Origin of the sequence: Trinickia sp. Y13 (assembly GCF_029522115.1) — a bacterium.
Classification (GTDB): Bacteria; Pseudomonadota; Gammaproteobacteria; order Burkholderiales; family Burkholderiaceae; genus Trinickia.
The window spans coordinates 1-15,043 of the sequence record NZ_JAKWFK010000018.1; the positions used below are offsets into that span (position 1 = coordinate 1).

The 15,043-nt window shown below is 62.6% G+C and carries 12 protein-coding genes and 1 pseudogene; 6 read left to right on the forward strand and 7 right to left on the reverse strand.

Going from position 1 to position 15,043, the window contains the following annotated elements; genetic code table 11:
* From MMB74_RS23840 to MMB74_RS23850, 3 genes and pseudogenes are all read right to left on the reverse strand, one after another.
* Positions 1-146, reverse strand: a pseudogene (locus MMB74_RS23840) (electron transfer flavoprotein subunit beta/FixA family protein); the annotation flags it as partial.
* A gap of 27 nt (positions 147-173) precedes the next feature.
* Positions 174-1,412 (reverse strand): CaiB/BaiF CoA-transferase family protein, encoded by a 1,239-nt coding sequence (locus tag MMB74_RS23845; RefSeq protein ID WP_277431133.1) that lies wholly within the window; start codon positions 1,410-1,412, stop codon positions 174-176.
* A 6-nt stretch (positions 1,413-1,418) separates the two neighbouring features.
* The gene (locus MMB74_RS23850) at positions 1,419-2,606 is read right to left on the reverse strand and encodes an acyl-CoA dehydrogenase (RefSeq protein WP_277431134.1); all 1,188 of its coding nucleotides are present in this window, start codon (positions 2,604-2,606) and stop codon (positions 1,419-1,421) included.
* Positions 2,607-2,730: 124 nt separating this feature from the next.
* Between MMB74_RS23850 and MMB74_RS23855 the strand changes: the two genes are divergently transcribed.
* Positions 2,731-3,645: a LysR family transcriptional regulator gene (locus MMB74_RS23855; RefSeq protein ID WP_277431135.1), complete on the forward strand. Its 915-nt coding sequence runs from the start codon at positions 2,731-2,733 to the stop codon at positions 3,643-3,645.
* On the opposite strand, the gene MMB74_RS23860 is transcribed toward MMB74_RS23855, so the two are convergent.
* Entirely contained in the window at positions 3,642-4,796 is a 1,155-nt protein-coding gene (locus MMB74_RS23860; RefSeq protein WP_277431136.1) for a porin, read from the reverse strand. The genes MMB74_RS23855 and MMB74_RS23860 overlap by 4 nt on opposite strands.
* 271 nt (positions 4,797-5,067) lie before the next feature.
* Between MMB74_RS23860 and MMB74_RS23865 the strand changes: the two genes are divergently transcribed.
* Genes MMB74_RS23865 through MMB74_RS23875 form a run of 3 tightly spaced genes read left to right on the forward strand, consistent with a single transcriptional unit; the run spans position 5,068 to position 8,746 of the window.
* Positions 5,068-6,030 (forward strand): C-terminal binding protein, encoded by a 963-nt coding sequence (locus MMB74_RS23865; protein ID WP_277431137.1) that lies wholly within the window; start codon positions 5,068-5,070, stop codon positions 6,028-6,030.
* A 38-nt stretch (positions 6,031-6,068) separates the two neighbouring features.
* Positions 6,069-7,100 carry an aminoglycoside phosphotransferase family protein gene (locus tag MMB74_RS23870; RefSeq protein ID WP_277431199.1) on the forward strand — a complete coding sequence of 344 codons (1,032 nt, stop codon included), beginning with the start codon at positions 6,069-6,071 and terminating at the stop codon, positions 7,098-7,100.
* Positions 7,101-7,156: 56 nt separating this feature from the next.
* On the forward strand, positions 7,157-8,746 hold the full coding sequence (locus MMB74_RS23875) for a methyl-accepting chemotaxis protein (RefSeq protein WP_277431138.1): 1,590 nt from the start codon (positions 7,157-7,159) through the stop codon (positions 8,744-8,746).
* Between the two features lie 118 nt (positions 8,747-8,864).
* On the opposite strand, the gene MMB74_RS23880 is transcribed toward MMB74_RS23875, so the two are convergent.
* The 3 genes from MMB74_RS23880 to MMB74_RS23890 all read right to left on the reverse strand — a co-directional run bounded on the left by MMB74_RS23880 (position 8,865) and on the right by MMB74_RS23890 (position 12,713).
* Positions 8,865-10,001: a porin gene (locus tag MMB74_RS23880; protein WP_277431139.1), complete on the reverse strand. Its 1,137-nt coding sequence runs from the start codon at positions 9,999-10,001 to the stop codon at positions 8,865-8,867.
* A gap of 334 nt (positions 10,002-10,335) precedes the next feature.
* The gene (locus MMB74_RS23885; protein WP_277431140.1) at positions 10,336-11,577 is read right to left on the reverse strand and encodes an MFS transporter; all 1,242 of its coding nucleotides are present in this window, start codon (positions 11,575-11,577) and stop codon (positions 10,336-10,338) included.
* 332 nt (positions 11,578-11,909) lie between these two features.
* Positions 11,910-12,713: a fumarylacetoacetate hydrolase family protein gene (locus MMB74_RS23890; protein ID WP_277431141.1), complete on the reverse strand. Its 804-nt coding sequence runs from the start codon at positions 12,711-12,713 to the stop codon at positions 11,910-11,912.
* A gap of 248 nt (positions 12,714-12,961) precedes the next feature.
* Here MMB74_RS23890 and MMB74_RS23895 point away from each other — a divergent pair, with 248 nt between their 5' ends.
* Positions 12,962-13,537, forward strand: coding sequence for a cupin domain-containing protein (locus tag MMB74_RS23895; protein WP_277431142.1), 576 nt, complete (start codon positions 12,962-12,964; stop codon positions 13,535-13,537).
* A gap of 120 nt (positions 13,538-13,657) precedes the next feature.
* Positions 13,658-14,992, forward strand: coding sequence for a phosphopyruvate hydratase (gene eno, locus MMB74_RS23900; RefSeq protein WP_277431143.1), 1,335 nt, complete (start codon positions 13,658-13,660; stop codon positions 14,990-14,992).
* Positions 14,993-15,043 lie beyond the last annotated feature (51 nt).

Genomic DNA, 15,043 nt, shown 5'->3' on the forward strand with positions numbered 1-15,043 from the left:
AGACGCACCGCCTCTTCCACGGCGATTTCGTCGAAGGGGTTCATCGACATCTTCACGTTTGCAATGTCGACGCCCGTGCCGTCCGACTTCACCCGGACCTTGACGTTGTAGTCGACCACGCGCTTGATCGGTACGAGGATCTTCATGGTTGCTTTTCCCTGATGCAATGTCGGTTAAACGACGCCTCTGCCGCGCAAGGCGGCGACCTGCGGCGCATCGAGCGCGAGCCATTCGCCGAGCACGGCCTCGGTATGCTCGCCAAGCGTCGGCGGCGCATGCCGGTACTGAACGGGCGTCTCCGACATTCGTATCGGATTGGCGACGAGCGGCACCTTTCCCGCGACGGGATGGCTCATCTCCAAGCGCATCGTGCGAGCTTGCACTTGCGGATCGGCGAACACTTGGTCCATTCGATTGATGGGGCCGCACGGCACGCCGCGCGCTTCCAGCATGGACACCCATTGTGCGGTCGTGCGCGTGAGCGTGACGCCGCGCAACGCTTCGACGAGTTCATCGCGATGCTTCACTCGCTGCGGGTTGGTGCGAAAGCGCGCATCGCGCGCCCACTGCGGCCGGTCGAGCGCCTCGCAGAGATTCGCGAACTGCGAATCGTTGCCGACCGCGATGATCATGTAGCCGTCAGCCGTGGGGAAATCCTGATACGGCACGATGTTCGGGTGCGCGTTTCCCATGCGCCGCGGCACTTCGCCGCCGATCAGATAGTTCGCGGCTTGATTGGCGAGCGCTGCGATTTGCACGTCGAGCAAAGCCAGATCGATATGTTGGCCCCGCCCCGATCGCTCGCGATGCGCCACGGCGGCCAGCACCGCCACCGTCGAATACAAGCCCGTCATGATATCGGTCAGCGCCACGCCCACTTTCACGGGGCCCTCGCCGGGCGACCCGTCGGGCCGCCCCGTCAAGCTCATCAACCCGCCCATGCCTTGGATGAGAAAGTCATAGCCGGCGCGAGCAGCGTAGGGCCCCGTCTGGCCGAAGCCCGTAATCGAACAGTAGATGAGCCGGGGATTGATCGCGCACAGGCTCGCATAGTCGAGCCCGTAACGCGCCAAGCCGCCAACCTTGAAGTTCTCGAGGACAATGTCGGCCTGGCTTGCGAGTTGACGTATCAACGCTTGTCCCTCGGCCTGCGCCATGTCGATCGTCACAGACCGCTTGTTTCGGTTTGCGCTCAGATAGTAGGCCGACTCGCTAGTCGGCTTGCCCTCGGCGTCGCTCAGCCACGGTGGCCCCCATGCGCGCGTATCGTCGCCCGCGCGAGGACGTTCGACCTTGACCACGTCCGCGCCCAAATCCGCAAGCAATTGACTCGCCCACGGGCCCGCCAGGACGCGCGAGAGATCGAGCACCCGCAGGCCCGAGAGCGCGCCTTGTCGCATGAATTCGTCCATATCCGCTCAGAACGCCGCGATGCCGGTAATCGCTCGCCCGAGAATGAGCGCATGAATGTCGTGCGTGCCTTCGTAGGTATTGACGACTTCGAGGTTCACCAGATGGCGCGCGATGCCGAACTCGTCGCTGATCCCATTGCCGCCCAACATGTCGCGCGCCTGGCGCGCGATGTCGAGCGCCTTGCCGCAGGAATTGCGTTTCATGATCGACGTGATTTCGACGGCGGCGGTGCCCTCGTCTTTCATTCGACCAAGACGCAGGCACCCTTGCAAGCCGAGCGTGATTTCCGTTTGCATGTCCGCGAGCTTCTTCTGAATCAATTGATTGGCCGCGAGGGGCTTGCCGAACTGATTGCGATCGAGCACGTACTGGCGCGCCCGATACCAGCAGTCCTCGGCCGCGCCGAGCGCGCCCCAGGCTATGCCATAGCGCGCGCTGTTCAGGCAGGTGAACGGCCCCTTCAACCCGCGCACGTCTGCGAACGCATTTTCTTCAGGACAAAAGACCTCGTCCATGACGATCTCGCCCGTGATCGAGGCGCGCAACCCGACCTTGCCGTGGATCGCGGGTGCGGATAACCCTTTCCAACCCTTTTCGAGCGCGAAGCCGCGAATCGCGCCCTCCTCATCCTTCGCCCAGACGACGAAGACATCGGCGATCGGGCTGTTGGTGATCCACATCTTGCTGCCGCTCAAGCGATACCCGCCGTTGACCTTCTTGGCCCGCGTGGCCATCGCGCCCGGATCGGAGCCATGATTGGGCTCGGTCAGGCCGAAACATCCGATCCATTCTCCGCTAGCGAGCTTGGGCAAATACTTCTGTTTGACCGCCTCGCTGCCGAACGCATGAATCGGGACCATCACGAGCGAGGACTGCACGCTCATCATCGACCGATAACCGGAATCCACGCGTTCGACCTCGCGCGCGACGAGCCCATAGCTGACATAGTTCAACCCCGAGCCGCCGTACGCCTCGGGAATGGTCACGCCAAGCAACCCGAGCTCGCCCATCTCGCGAAAGATCGCGACGTCGGTCTGCTCGCGACGAAACGCATCGAGCACGCGGGGCCCCAGCCTTTCTTGGCAGTAGGCGCGCGCCGACTCTTGCACTAACCGTTCTTCGTCCGTCAATTGCTGATCGAGCAGCAACGGGTCATCCCATTTGAAACTGACCGACTTGTGCTGTACTTGCATTTCGAACTCGCAATATGGAAGAGGTGCCTGCAACTTTATTCACGAATGCTCGCCCGGGCAAACGCTTTGTTTTCACTGACTTGTGCGAAAATCTCACTCCTTGAGGTTACGGAGACCAACCTTCATGCGCCGGAAAATTCCTTCCACAGGTGCGCTCTGCGCCTTCGAATCGGCCGCTCGCCACCAAAGCTTCACCAAAGCGGCGGACGAGCTTGCCGTGACGCAAAGCGCGATATGCCGCCAGATCGGCGCCTTGGAAGCATTCTTGGGCGTCAAGCTGTTTCGCAGAAGCCGCCGCGGCGTGGCGCTGACGGAAGCCGGCACGGCGTATAGCCGAAAAGTCGTCGCGCGCCTGGACGATTTCGAACGCGATACGCTGGAACTCATGGCGAAAGGCGGGCAAGGCGCAACGCTCGAACTCGCGGTGGTGCCGACGTTCGCCACGAAATGGCTTCTGCCCCGCTTGCCGATGTTTTACGAAGCGCATCCCGACATCACGGTGAATCTCACTTCGCAAACGCGCCCGTTCCTGTTCGAAGGGACGGAGTTCGATGCCGCGATTCACGCCGGGCCCGGAATTTGGCCCGGAACGGATGGCGTGCGGCTCATGGGAGAAAGCCTCATTGCCGTCTGCAGCCCAGCTCTGCTTGGCGCGCGCAAGTCGGTGAGCCGTGGCGACTGGATCCGCTACCCCCTGCTGCAACAGAGCACGCGGCCTTACGCATGGCGCGAGTGGTTCGCCTCTCGCGGAATGGAAATCGAAGGGGATATGGCGGGGCCGCGGCTCGAGCTCTTTTCGATGCTGGCCGAAGCCGCGAAACAAGGCATGGGCATCGCGCTGATGCCCCGCCTGCTCGTGGAAGACGAATTGAAGCGCGGCGCGCTCGTTCAGGTCTCGTCGCACGAGCACCTGAGCAGCCGCTCGTACTACCTGATCTTTCCCGAGGAAAAAGCGGAAAACGCCGCGCTGGGCCGCTTTCGCGATTGGATTGCGGCGCAAGCCGGCATGATCGCCGGCTCAGCCGCCGTGCCGGTTTAGAACTTGTGGCGAAGCCCGACGCTCGTGAGGAATTGGTGGTTCGTAGCCGACGGCCCTCCGCTGCCGCCGATGAACGCGCCGTTGAAGATCGTTGGTCCCGCGCCGCTGACCGTTTGATATTCGGCCATCAAATAAAGATCGGTGCGCTTGGACAATGAATACGCGGTCATCAAGTTGAACTGATTCCAACGGGGCTTCGCATGCACGGAAGCGTTCGAATAGCTGCCGTCCGTGAACGTATAGGATGCCGCCACGACCCATGCCGGGTTGATCAGATACCGGATGTTCGCTTCGTAGTTGTCGAACGTGAGATCGGTGGGCGAACCCGTCGTCGCCGGCGCGAGCGTGCTGCCGCGATAGACCGCGCTCGCCGCGCCATAGTGCGAATGGCTCCAGACCAACCCCAGCGTGGCAGCGCCGATCGTATAACCCGCACCGAGGCCCCACACCTGCTGCGTGGCGGCGTGGAAGGTGGCATCGCCCGAGGTCGACGAGCCGTCGAGCGCGCCCGCGGCGCCGTCGCCTGGGTTGTCGATGCGCATGTATGCCGCGCTGACGGTCAACGGGCCGCGGTTGTAGGTAGCCCCAGCACTCACTGCGCGATTGTCGGAGAAATCGCCAGCCTTGTTCGAGAACGCGTACAAGCCGCCGAATTTCAACCCGCTGAAGTCCGCACTTGCGAACTTGACCGCATTGTCGAGCCGGAAGAAATCGCCGAAGTTGTCGTTGTCCATCGGATGCATGAACTCGAGGCCGCCGACGAAGCTTTGCGCGAGGCTTCGTGGTGCCAGGAAGTCGACCACGGAGTCGTATTGGCGCCCCAAAGTCACCGAGCCGTAGTCGTTGGACAGGCCCACCCATGCTTGCCGGCCGAACAGGCGCCCGCCCTGCTGCAGGGTGCCGTTCGTGCCCGTGAAGCCGTTTTCCAGCTTGAAAATGGCATGCAATCCGCCGCCTAAGTCCTCGCTGCCGGTCACGCCCCATCGATCGCCGACGATGTTGCCGGTCGATGCGAACACGGCGCTATGTCCTCGTTGATTGCTTACATACGAGATGCCGTTGTCGATGAGCCCATACAGCGTGACCGAACTCTGAGCGTGGGCCGCCACGCAAAGACAACTTCCGATCGCGAGTGCGAATTGCCGCTTCATTGCTTGTCTCCTGGTTGTGTTTGTCGCCCGAGTGCGAACTCCGCGCGTCGCATCAAGCGTGTCCTTTTGCGCTAACGTTAGCACTATGACGAAGCATATTGCGGGATTCGGCCGCGTAACATTGGGGTTTTCGATAGCCGTTATTGAACCCATCCCTGAAGCGCCATTGAGAAATGCGCCCTCTTCACCGCGTTCGCCCTTGCTTGGCATGGGGCGATTCTCGTGCTAACGTTTGAACACATTTCATCCGTTTCGACGAGCAAGGTTCCAGATGAGCGAGACCATTCTTCTTACCGACTACGCGTGGCCCGACGATAGCGTGGAGCGCACGATCATTGAATCCGCCGGGTTTCGATTGGTGAGCGGCCCGGCGTCGCCGGCGCCGGCCAGCGCGATCGAAGCCCTCGTGCGCGAGTACCGCCCTGCCGGCATCCTGACTTGTTGGGCATCTGTCTCGGCTGCGGCGATAGCTGCGGCCCCGAACCTGAAGATCGTCGCGAGGCTCGGTGTCGGCCTGGACAACATCGCCGTCGAAGCGGCAACGGCCCAAAACGTCCTGGTCACGAACGTGCCGGACTACTGTGTCGAAGAAGTCTCCGATCACGCAATCGGTTTTGCGCTGGCGTGGACGCGTGGTCTCATCCAGTTCGACCGGGAGGTTCGCGCGGGAAGGTGGATGCCTTCCGATGCGAGGCTGCGTCGTCTCGCGTCGCTCACATGCGGGCTGATCGGTTACGGACGCATTGGACGCGCGACCGCGTGCAAGTTCTCCGCGTTCGGCTGCCGCGTGCTCGCGCACGATCCTTTCATGTCTGCGGATGCCGACGGCGTGCAGGCAGTCGGCTTGGACGACCTATTTTCCCGCAGCGACATCGTCGTCGTGCACGCGCCACTGACCGAGAGCACGCATCACCTCGTCAATCGCGAGCGGATCGCGCGTATGGCGCCTGGCGGCTTGCTCATCAACGTGAGCCGAGGGGCCATCGTCGATACCGACGCCGTCGTCGAAGCGTTGCAAAGCGGGCGCTTGTCCGGGGCGGCGCTCGATGTCCTCGAGTCGGAGCCCACGGTTCCCACCGCTTTGATCGACCAGCCGGGCGCGATGTTGACGCCGCATGTGGCGTTTTCTTCCGATGCCTCGTTGTTCGAGTTGCGTGAGCGCGCCGCGCAGGAAGTCGTACGCGTATTGCGCGGCGAGGCGCCTCGCAACCCGTGCAACTTGCGCAAAGCGTAACGGCAACACTGTTTTTCAGGAACTCACCTTTGCAACCCATGATGAACGAACACCATAGCCCGGACCCGCGGCTCGACGCCTTTCTGATCGAGCATCGGCTTGCTGCCCCGAACGAACCGATGTCCTGGCAAGCACTGACGGGCGGCGTATCTTCCGACATTTGGCGCGTCGATCTGCCCGGACGATCGCTGTGCGTCAAGCGAGCGCTCTCCACTTTGAAGGTGTCCGCACGCTGGGAGGCCCCCGTTTCGCGCAACGCCTATGAATGGGCTTGGATGCAATTCGCGGCGCAGCATCGGCCCGAGAACGTGCCCACGCCGCTTGCGCACGACCCGCGACTCGGCGTATTCGCGATGTCTTTCCTCGCGCCGGCCGACCACCCGGTGTGGAAGCAGCAGCTCATGACAGGTCCGGTGGAAATTGGCACGGCACGAGCCGTCGGTCATCTGATCGGCAGCTTGCATGCGGCAAGCGCGGACAGCAGCGAGCTCGCCCAGGCCTTCGATACCGGGGAGAACTTCAATGCACTGCGCCTGGACCCCTACCTCATGGCGATGTCTGCGCGGCATCCCGCGCTCGCGAGCAGGCTGCACACCCTCGCGCAGCGCACTGCCTCGGTCCGCACGGCGCTCGTCCACGGCGACGTGAGCCCCAAGAACATACTCATCGGCCCGAAGGGCCCTGTGCTGCTCGACGCGGAGTGCGCCTGGTTCGGCGATCCCGCCTTCGATCTCGCCTTCTGCTTGAACCATCTGCTGCTCAAGTGCCTGGTTCGCCCGGACCATGCCGACGCCCTGATCATGTCGTTCAAGGCGCTGACGGAAGCGTATTTCGACGAAGCCGATTGGGAACTGCGCGCGAGCCTCGAAGCGCGCGCGGCGGCGTTGCTGCCGGCGTTGTTGCTGGCCAGGGTGGACGGCAAATCGCCCGTGGAATACTTGACCGACGAGCGGCTGCGCGACCATGTCCGCTGGATCGCCGTTCCGCTCTTGCACGAACCGGCCGAGCACCTCTATCAAATCGCGGCGGCTTGGATCGAGGGCATCGCGCAACATACGCCACAGCGCTGACGAAGACCCGCCCCCAACGGGCAATCGACTACAACCAAACTCGGAGACCAGCAGCCATGGACGCTGACAGAACGCCCAGCGGCGTCGAATACGTGCTGGACGATTCGACCGCCATGATTTCGAAAGGCGATCTCGACGGCAAGATCACCTACGCGAATCGGGACTTCCTACGCGTGAGCGGTTACAGCGAAAAGGAATTGCTCGGCGCGCCGCAAAGCCTGCTTGCGCACCCGGATACGCCGCGTCAAGTGTTCGAGGACTTCCTGCGCACGGTGCGCTCCGGCAAAACGTGGACGGGCATTGCCCAAGGCCTGCGCAAAAACGGCGATCATTTCTGGGTGGAGATGACCGCCGCGCCGATCTATGCGCATCGGCACATCGTCGGCTACATCACGATCCGCGCCAAAGCCGATGCGCAAAAGATTCGCGTGGCGAGCGAAGCCTACTCGGCGATGAAACGCCGCGCTGCCGCGATCGGCATGGACGAAGGCAGGATCGTCGGACGACGTCCCCTGCTGCTGCGTTGGCGCGCGGTGCAACGGCTTTCGGTCACCGCCAGAATGAATGCATTGCTGTCGCTGGTAGCGGGCCTGTTCGCCAGCAACCTGGCCGCGCTCGCGCCCGCGCATAGCCTCCCCGGCCGATGGCTCTTGGCATCGTCGGCCGCCGGCCTTGCGTGCTGCCTGGCGACATCGCGGCTCTTCAGTCGCCGCGTGACCGAGCCGCTCGCGCGGGTCAAAACGCACATCGACGATCTAGCCGAGGGCAACTTGTCGCACGCCATCGAAGCCTACGGGGACGACGAAACCGCACGCATCCGCCACGCGTTGCGCATACTTCAAATCAATCTGCGCCTGCTCGTATCGCAGATCAAGGAAACCACCGCGCTCGTGGGCAGCGGCGTCGCGCAAATCGCATCGGGCAACGCCGACCTGTCCTCGCGCACCCAAGCCCAAGCCGCGGCCTTGGGGCAGATTGCCGGATCGATGGCCACGCTCACCGCCATGGTCGCAAAAAATTCGGAAAGCGCGCGCGAAGCGAACGCGTTGTCGACGACGACATCGAGCGTCGCGGCCAAAGGCCGGCAGGCCGTGGGGGATGTGATCGGCACCATGAAGTCGATCGAAGACAGCTCGCACAGGATCGTCGACATCATCGGCGTCATAGACGGCATTGCGTTCCAGACCAATATCCTCGCCTTGAACGCTGCGGTGGAGGCCGCGCGCGCCGGTGCGCAGGGCCGCGGTTTCGCGGTCGTCGCAGGAGAAGTGCGCAACCTGGCTCGGCGTTGCGCCGACGCCGCGAAAGAGATCAAAACGCTGATCGGCGATTCCACCGAGCGCGTCGAGGCAGGCGCACGACTCGTGAGCGATGCGGGCGAAACGATGACGGATATCGTGATGGCCGTCGAGCGCGTCGCGATCGTGCTCGGCGACATTTCCAACGCAAGCCGCCTGCAGAGCGACGGCATTACGCAGGTCAATGAAGCGCTAGCTCAAGTCGAGCATACGACCGAGCGCAACGCGGGACTCGTCGAACAGGCCGGGCTCGAGTCTCGCCGCATGCAGGAAGAGGCGCACAAATTGGCGAAACTGGTCGAAGCGTTCACGCTGTCGAGCGTCGAGCGAACCGCACGCACATCGTAAGGGCGCGCTCAGCGCCGCCGCGAACAGCTCTCGCTATGCCCGCACGACGCTCGTCGTGCGGGGCTGCACCTTGGCGCTCGCTCGGTGCGAACCGCGGCGAGCGCACACGGGTGCTGCCTCAGAAGGACGTCATGATGCCCATGAAGGCGCCGGCCTGCCCATGGCCATAGTCGGGATTGCTGTTCGATGCCGTATTGGTCGCGGGGTCGTAATGATTGCTGCCGTACGGACCATCGCTCAAACCGATGTTCGACGTTGCGCTGTTATGGAGATAGCCCAGCTCCGCGTAGAGAAACGTGCGTTTGGACAGGTCATACATACCGCCAAGCGTGTAGAGCGTCGCACTGCCATTGCCGTGGTTGGCGTTCGCGTGGTAAATAGCCGCCGTTATCCCCGCCGCCGCGGTCACGCTCCAAGCGGCGCCGAGCCATTCGTGGTCGACTCGGGTGGGGACCGAGACGCCAGCGGGCTGAGCGCCCGCAGCCTGCCCCACGCTCGCATCGGTTGCACTGGGCGCGCTCAAGTGCTGATAGCCCGCATACATTCGCACCGCGCCGATCGCATATGAGCCGGCCGCCAGAAGAGAGCGCGAGTGCGCATAAACGTCGTCGAATGCGCCGTTCGCCCCGCGCACCTCGTCGTAGATCACGCGCGCTCCGCCGTTCGCGAACTGATAGCGCATTTCGATCCCGTCCGATCGGCCTTGCCCTGTTGCCGACGATGCACTGTTCCAACTGGTGTTGTTCGTCAGGTCATACTGGCCCTTCAGCGCAAAGCCACCCCATGACGGCGTCTGATACTCGAACCCGTTCGATGCATTGGCCCAATTGCGAGCCCGCACCAACGTCTCGATCGAGTAGCGTTGCATCATCTGCGGATCGACAGGCCAGCTATCTTGGGACAGCTCCCCCGCACCGAGATTGCCAAGCCTGAATGTGCCGAAGCGATCGTTGTCGAGCCCCACCGTCGCATGGCGGCCGAACAAAGCGCCTTCGGATGCGCCCGTCATGGTGTCGAGCTGCCCCTCGAGATTGAATATCGCCCTGCTTCCGCCGCCCAACTCCTCGACGCCGCGCAGTCCAAACCATGAGCAGCCCCAATCCCCGCTGCTTGCGCTGAAAAGGCGGCCGGCCGGCAAGCCACTCTCGTACAAGACCCCGTTGTCGATACGACCGTACAACGTAACGCTGCTTTGCGCGTGTGCAGTCAGCGCAAAACTTCCGCAAACAACGGCAGCTAAGCATTTCGGTCTCACTTGTCTTCCTCTCTTTAATTAACATCTTAAAAAATCGCCATTAACAATTAGCGACGTCGAAAAATTAAATTCGACAAGACACGTTGAATGACTCATGCAACGCAAAACATGCGCTTCATGAGGCAATCCAATGTAATGACTTGAGTGCGAGCCAGATCTTCACTGAACGTGACAAACAGCTCCATCGAGCATGCATGCTCGATGGAGCTGCGTAATCGCCACGGGGCTATTTCTTGATTCTGATTGACGACAGCGGGGACGAGGCAGGATCTTTCAGCGCGTCATCTCGCCGATTCAGGGGCGCATAGCGCCCAACGGGGCTTGCGGCGGCAGCTCAGATGGCGCTTTGGCCGGTTGCGACGACAGCGCGCCGGCGCGGCGCGGTTTCGATGAGGAATACGGCGGCGCACCCGCCAACGATCAAGCTGCACAGCGCAAAGTCGAGAACCCGTGCAAGACCGAAGTGCTGCGCGACGAAGCCCGCAACTGCCGGTGCGATACCGCCTCCGACGGTTTCGCCCACCCCCGATACGAGGCCGATGGCGGAGGCGACCAGCCCTACCGGCGCGGAATCGATCGTCACGGGACCACTGAGCAACGAGAGCAACCCGATCGCGAACACCGCAATGCAAAAGAGCAGCACGAACAGCACGATCGGATCGACGCCGGCATGAGCGAAGAAGTACAGCAGCACCGCTGCAGCAAAAAAGCCGATCAAAGCCATCGGGCGCCGGCCCACGTAGTCCGAGATGCCCGGCAAAGCAAAGCAGCCGATGAAGCCGCCGAAGCCGACCGCCGATGAGACCAAACCCATGCTTCGCGAATCGAGGTGAAGCACATCGACCAGATAGGTCGGCATCATTGCGGTAATGACGAAGATCCCACCCATCGCGCAGAACATCGAAACCGTGCCAACGAGAATGTTGCGAGACTTCAGCAGTTCGGTCCACCTGGGCTTCGGTGCGTCAGCCTCGGCCATGGGCGAGGCTGCAGGCTTGTCGTCGCGCAGGAACCGCCAAATCAGTGCCGATAGGATCAAACCGGGTACGGCGGAAACGGCGAACACCCAGTGCCATGACGGCACCATGCGCATCAATTGCGTCGCGAAAACCGGCGCGATTCCCATCCCGAACAACGGCATCGCGCTCAACTGCAGCCCTTGATTGAGGCCGCGGCGGGCCGGCGACGATGCGTCGCTGTTCGCGGCAAGGCTCGCCGGCGTAAACGTGCCTTCCGCGATGCCCATGACCGCACGCATCGCCATGAGGCTCATAAAACCCGCGACCACGCCGGACAAGCTAGAGAGCAGTGAAAACGCGACCATCGTGGCGACAAGGATGCGCTTGCGGCCAAAACGGTCCGACACGGGGCCCATCACGATCGACCATACCCCCCAAGCAACGCTGAGTATGCCGATGAGACTGCCCAGCTGCGCGTAGTTCAAGTGCAGGTCTCCCATCATGTAGGGAAACATCGGCGCCATCAGCCAACGATCGAAGCCGACCAAACCGAAGCCGAGGCTGAGCAACACCAGCGTTTTTCGCTCATAGCGAATGTCGTGACCAGCACCATTCATGATGCGTCTCCTTACGAATTATTTTGTTGCAGCGAACGAATGCCCTCGATCGCCCATACCATGAAAATGTTTCCCTTCTCCGTCTATAGAATGAACCGCTAAATGAATTTCCGTATTTCAGCAGTCGACGGCTTTGTCCGTTTTATGCGAATGGCGCAACGATCACACTCCAATTCAATCGCGCATGTTTAATGCTATCGTTAGCGCATACTACCGCCAAACCATGCGGATGTTGCTAGGTATTTCCACCTAACGCATAGCAGATCGAACTGCGCCCTCTTTTTGCACCAGGACGCGTCGAGTGTTGACCGACGCGCCGTGATGCGCGCCACTCACGCGCGACGAGCGCCCACCGGCGCCTCGGCGACCACGTCATTGCGCAACACGCCGATTGACCCGATCTCGATCTCAATCGAATCGCCCACGCTGATGGGTCCCACACCTGCCGGCGTGCCGGTCATGATGACGTCGCCGGGCAACAACGTCAGGTATCGGCTCAGGTAAGCAATCAGGTAAGGCACCGGAAACAACAGATCTGCCGTGTTGCCGTTTTGCCGGACCTGGCCGTTCACGCGCGTGATGATCGAAAGATTCGACGGATCGAGCCCCGTGACGATCGCGGGCCCGAGCGGCGCGAACGTGTCATAGCCCTTGCCTGCGAAGAGACATCCAAAAGCGCTCTCGCGCCGCTGCAGGACCCGGTCGCTGACATCGTTGCCGCACGTGTACCCGAGCACATAGTCGAGGGCGCGCGCTTCGGGCACGTGCCGCGCGGTCTTGCCGATGACGGCGCACAGTTCGCCCTCGAAGTGAATGATCTCACCATCGACGGGGTAGACGATCGACTCATTCGGGCCGATCACGGCCGTGCTCGGCTTCATGAAGAGCACGGGCAAATCCGGAACCGGCTTGCCGACTTCGTTCGAATGCGCTTTGTAGTTGTAGCCGAGACCGAAGATCCGCGGCCCATCGACAGGCGCGAGAATGCGCACGTCGCCGAGTGCATCGCGCTCACCGCTGCGACGCAATCCGTCGAACGGCGAGCCCGCCAAGCGAGCGATCGTTCCATCGCCGGCCATCACGCCGTAGTGCGCGGCTCCGTTGTGTGCGTATCGAACAATGTGATCGGAGGACACGGTTAATCTCCAGAAAATGGATTTGCTAACGTTAGCACTATGTGATGCTCGGGTCAATGCACCCTGCGCGAACCCTACGTGTACGACGCTATTGACAGATCGAATCGGCGTCTGCCAAAATTTGTGCAAACGTTAGCAATTCAGGAGACAACGGCCATGCATCCTACCCGTCGCGCAGCACGAAGCGGCCCGGACGCGCCCGCCGCCTTGCCCTCGGGGCGTCCCCTGCTTTCCTCAGGAGACTCGCGATGAGCGCATCGAATCCGCTTCTACCCGATGGCGTGCCCTTGGCCATACGCCGCGTCGTCACGGGACATGATGAATCCGGTGCGTCGATGGTGGCGCACGACGGCGCGACACCTCGCTCCGACGCCTACCGGCACATTCCGGGGATGATGTCGCGGCTCGTTTGGGCTACGGAGCCCGCGCCCGCGCTGCCGGTCGATCATTCGGACCCTACGTTGTCCGTCGCGAGCATCGTCCCACCGCAATCGGGCACGCGCTTTCTCGTCGTGACGTTTCCGCCCGACAGCGTGTTTTTTGCACCGGATTTCGATCCGGCCGCCGCGGCCGCGGAAAACCTCGCGATCAGCCCAGGCCTTGCCGAGCTATTCGAGCCCGACGGCATGCATACCACGCCGACGATCGACTACGGCATCGTGCTCGACGGCGAGATCTGGCTGGAACTCGAGAACGGCCGCGCCGAGCTACTGCGTCGGCACGACGTGGTGGTTCAGAACGGAACGCGCCACGCGTGGCGCAACAGGGGCGAACGTCCGGCCACACTCGCGTTCGTCTTGATCGGCGCCGCGCGAGCGCGCTGAAGGCGAGCGGCGAGCCCGGTCCGGCCTCATGACATCAACGGTCGCGCGAGAACACGCCTTGCGTATGCCACCCCGCCCAACATTCGCGGGTTCACGACGACATAGAGAAAGAGAAGACATATGACTGATGCGACTGATGCAACGATCGCAACCGTGCGCGGGCGCCGCGTATGGGATTCACGTGGGCGTCCGACCGTCGAAGTCGAGGTCGCGCTGGCCAACGGCGCGAGCGGTCGCGCCATCGCGCCGGCCGGCGCATCGATGGGCAGCGGCGAAGCAGTCGACCTGCGCGACGGCGGCGATGCGTTCGGCGGCCAAGACGTCACCAACGCACTGGCCGGCGTCAACGGCCCGATCGCGAGCGCGCTGCGCTCTCTCGATGCCTACGATCAATCGGGAATCGACCGGCTGCTGGTGCAGCTAGACGGCACGCCCAACTTGAGCCGGCTCGGCGGCAATGCGCTCGTCGCGACGTCCATGGCAGTCCTGCACGCCGCGGCAGCCAGCAGCCGGCAACCGCTCTGGCACTATCTGGCGGGCGACGACACCGTGCGCATGCCGCTGCCCGAAATCCAGATCTTCGGCGGCGGCGCGCATGCTGCTCGGCGCGTCGACGTTCAAGATTTCATGATCATGTGCCCGTCCGCCGGCAGCTTCAGCGAAGCGCTCGAATGGACAGCCGAGGTGTATCGCGCGGCGGGCGCCATCATGAAGCGCGCCGGCAAATTGCAAGGCGTCGCGGATGAAGGCGGATACTGGCCCGCCTTCGACAGCAATGAAGAAGCGCTCGAAGCGCTCACGCAGGCGATTATGGACAGCGGCCTGCGGCCCGGCGAGGATGTGGGCATTTCGCTCGACATCGCGGCGTCGGAATTCGGTCGCGACGGACGTTACACGCTTGCGCTCGACGGGCGCACGCTCGACACGGCCCAGTTGAGCGACATGTTAGGACGGTGGCTCGACGCCTATCCGATCATCTCGATCGAAGACCCGCTGGCCGAAGACGACGAGGCCGGTTTTCGGCAGTTCACACAAGCTTATGGCTCGCGCTGCCAAATCATCGGTGACGATTTCCTCGTGACGAACGCCGCCCGCGTCGAAGCCGCCGCATCCTCGCACGCGGTCAACGCAGTGTTGATCAAGCCCAATCAGGCCGGCACCGTCAGCGAAGCGCGCGCCGCTCTGCTCGCGGGCAAGGAAGCAGGATTCGGGACGATCGTCTCGGCGCGCTCCGGCGAAACGGAAGATGTGACGATCGCGCACCTGGCCGTCGGCTGGAACGCTGGGCAGTTGAAGGTCGGATCGTTCTCGCGCTCGGAACGCATGGCGAAATGGAACGAAGTCTTGCGCATCGAAGAAGCGCTCGGCGCCCAAGCGCGCTTCAGCGGCTGGGCTGCGCTGCCCTTCGATCACTCGGCCGCGTCCGCATCCAGCCGCACGAATTCACCGTGCTAACGTTAGCCATCGATTGCACGATTCGCTTTCCCGCTCATTTTTGCGAGGTCC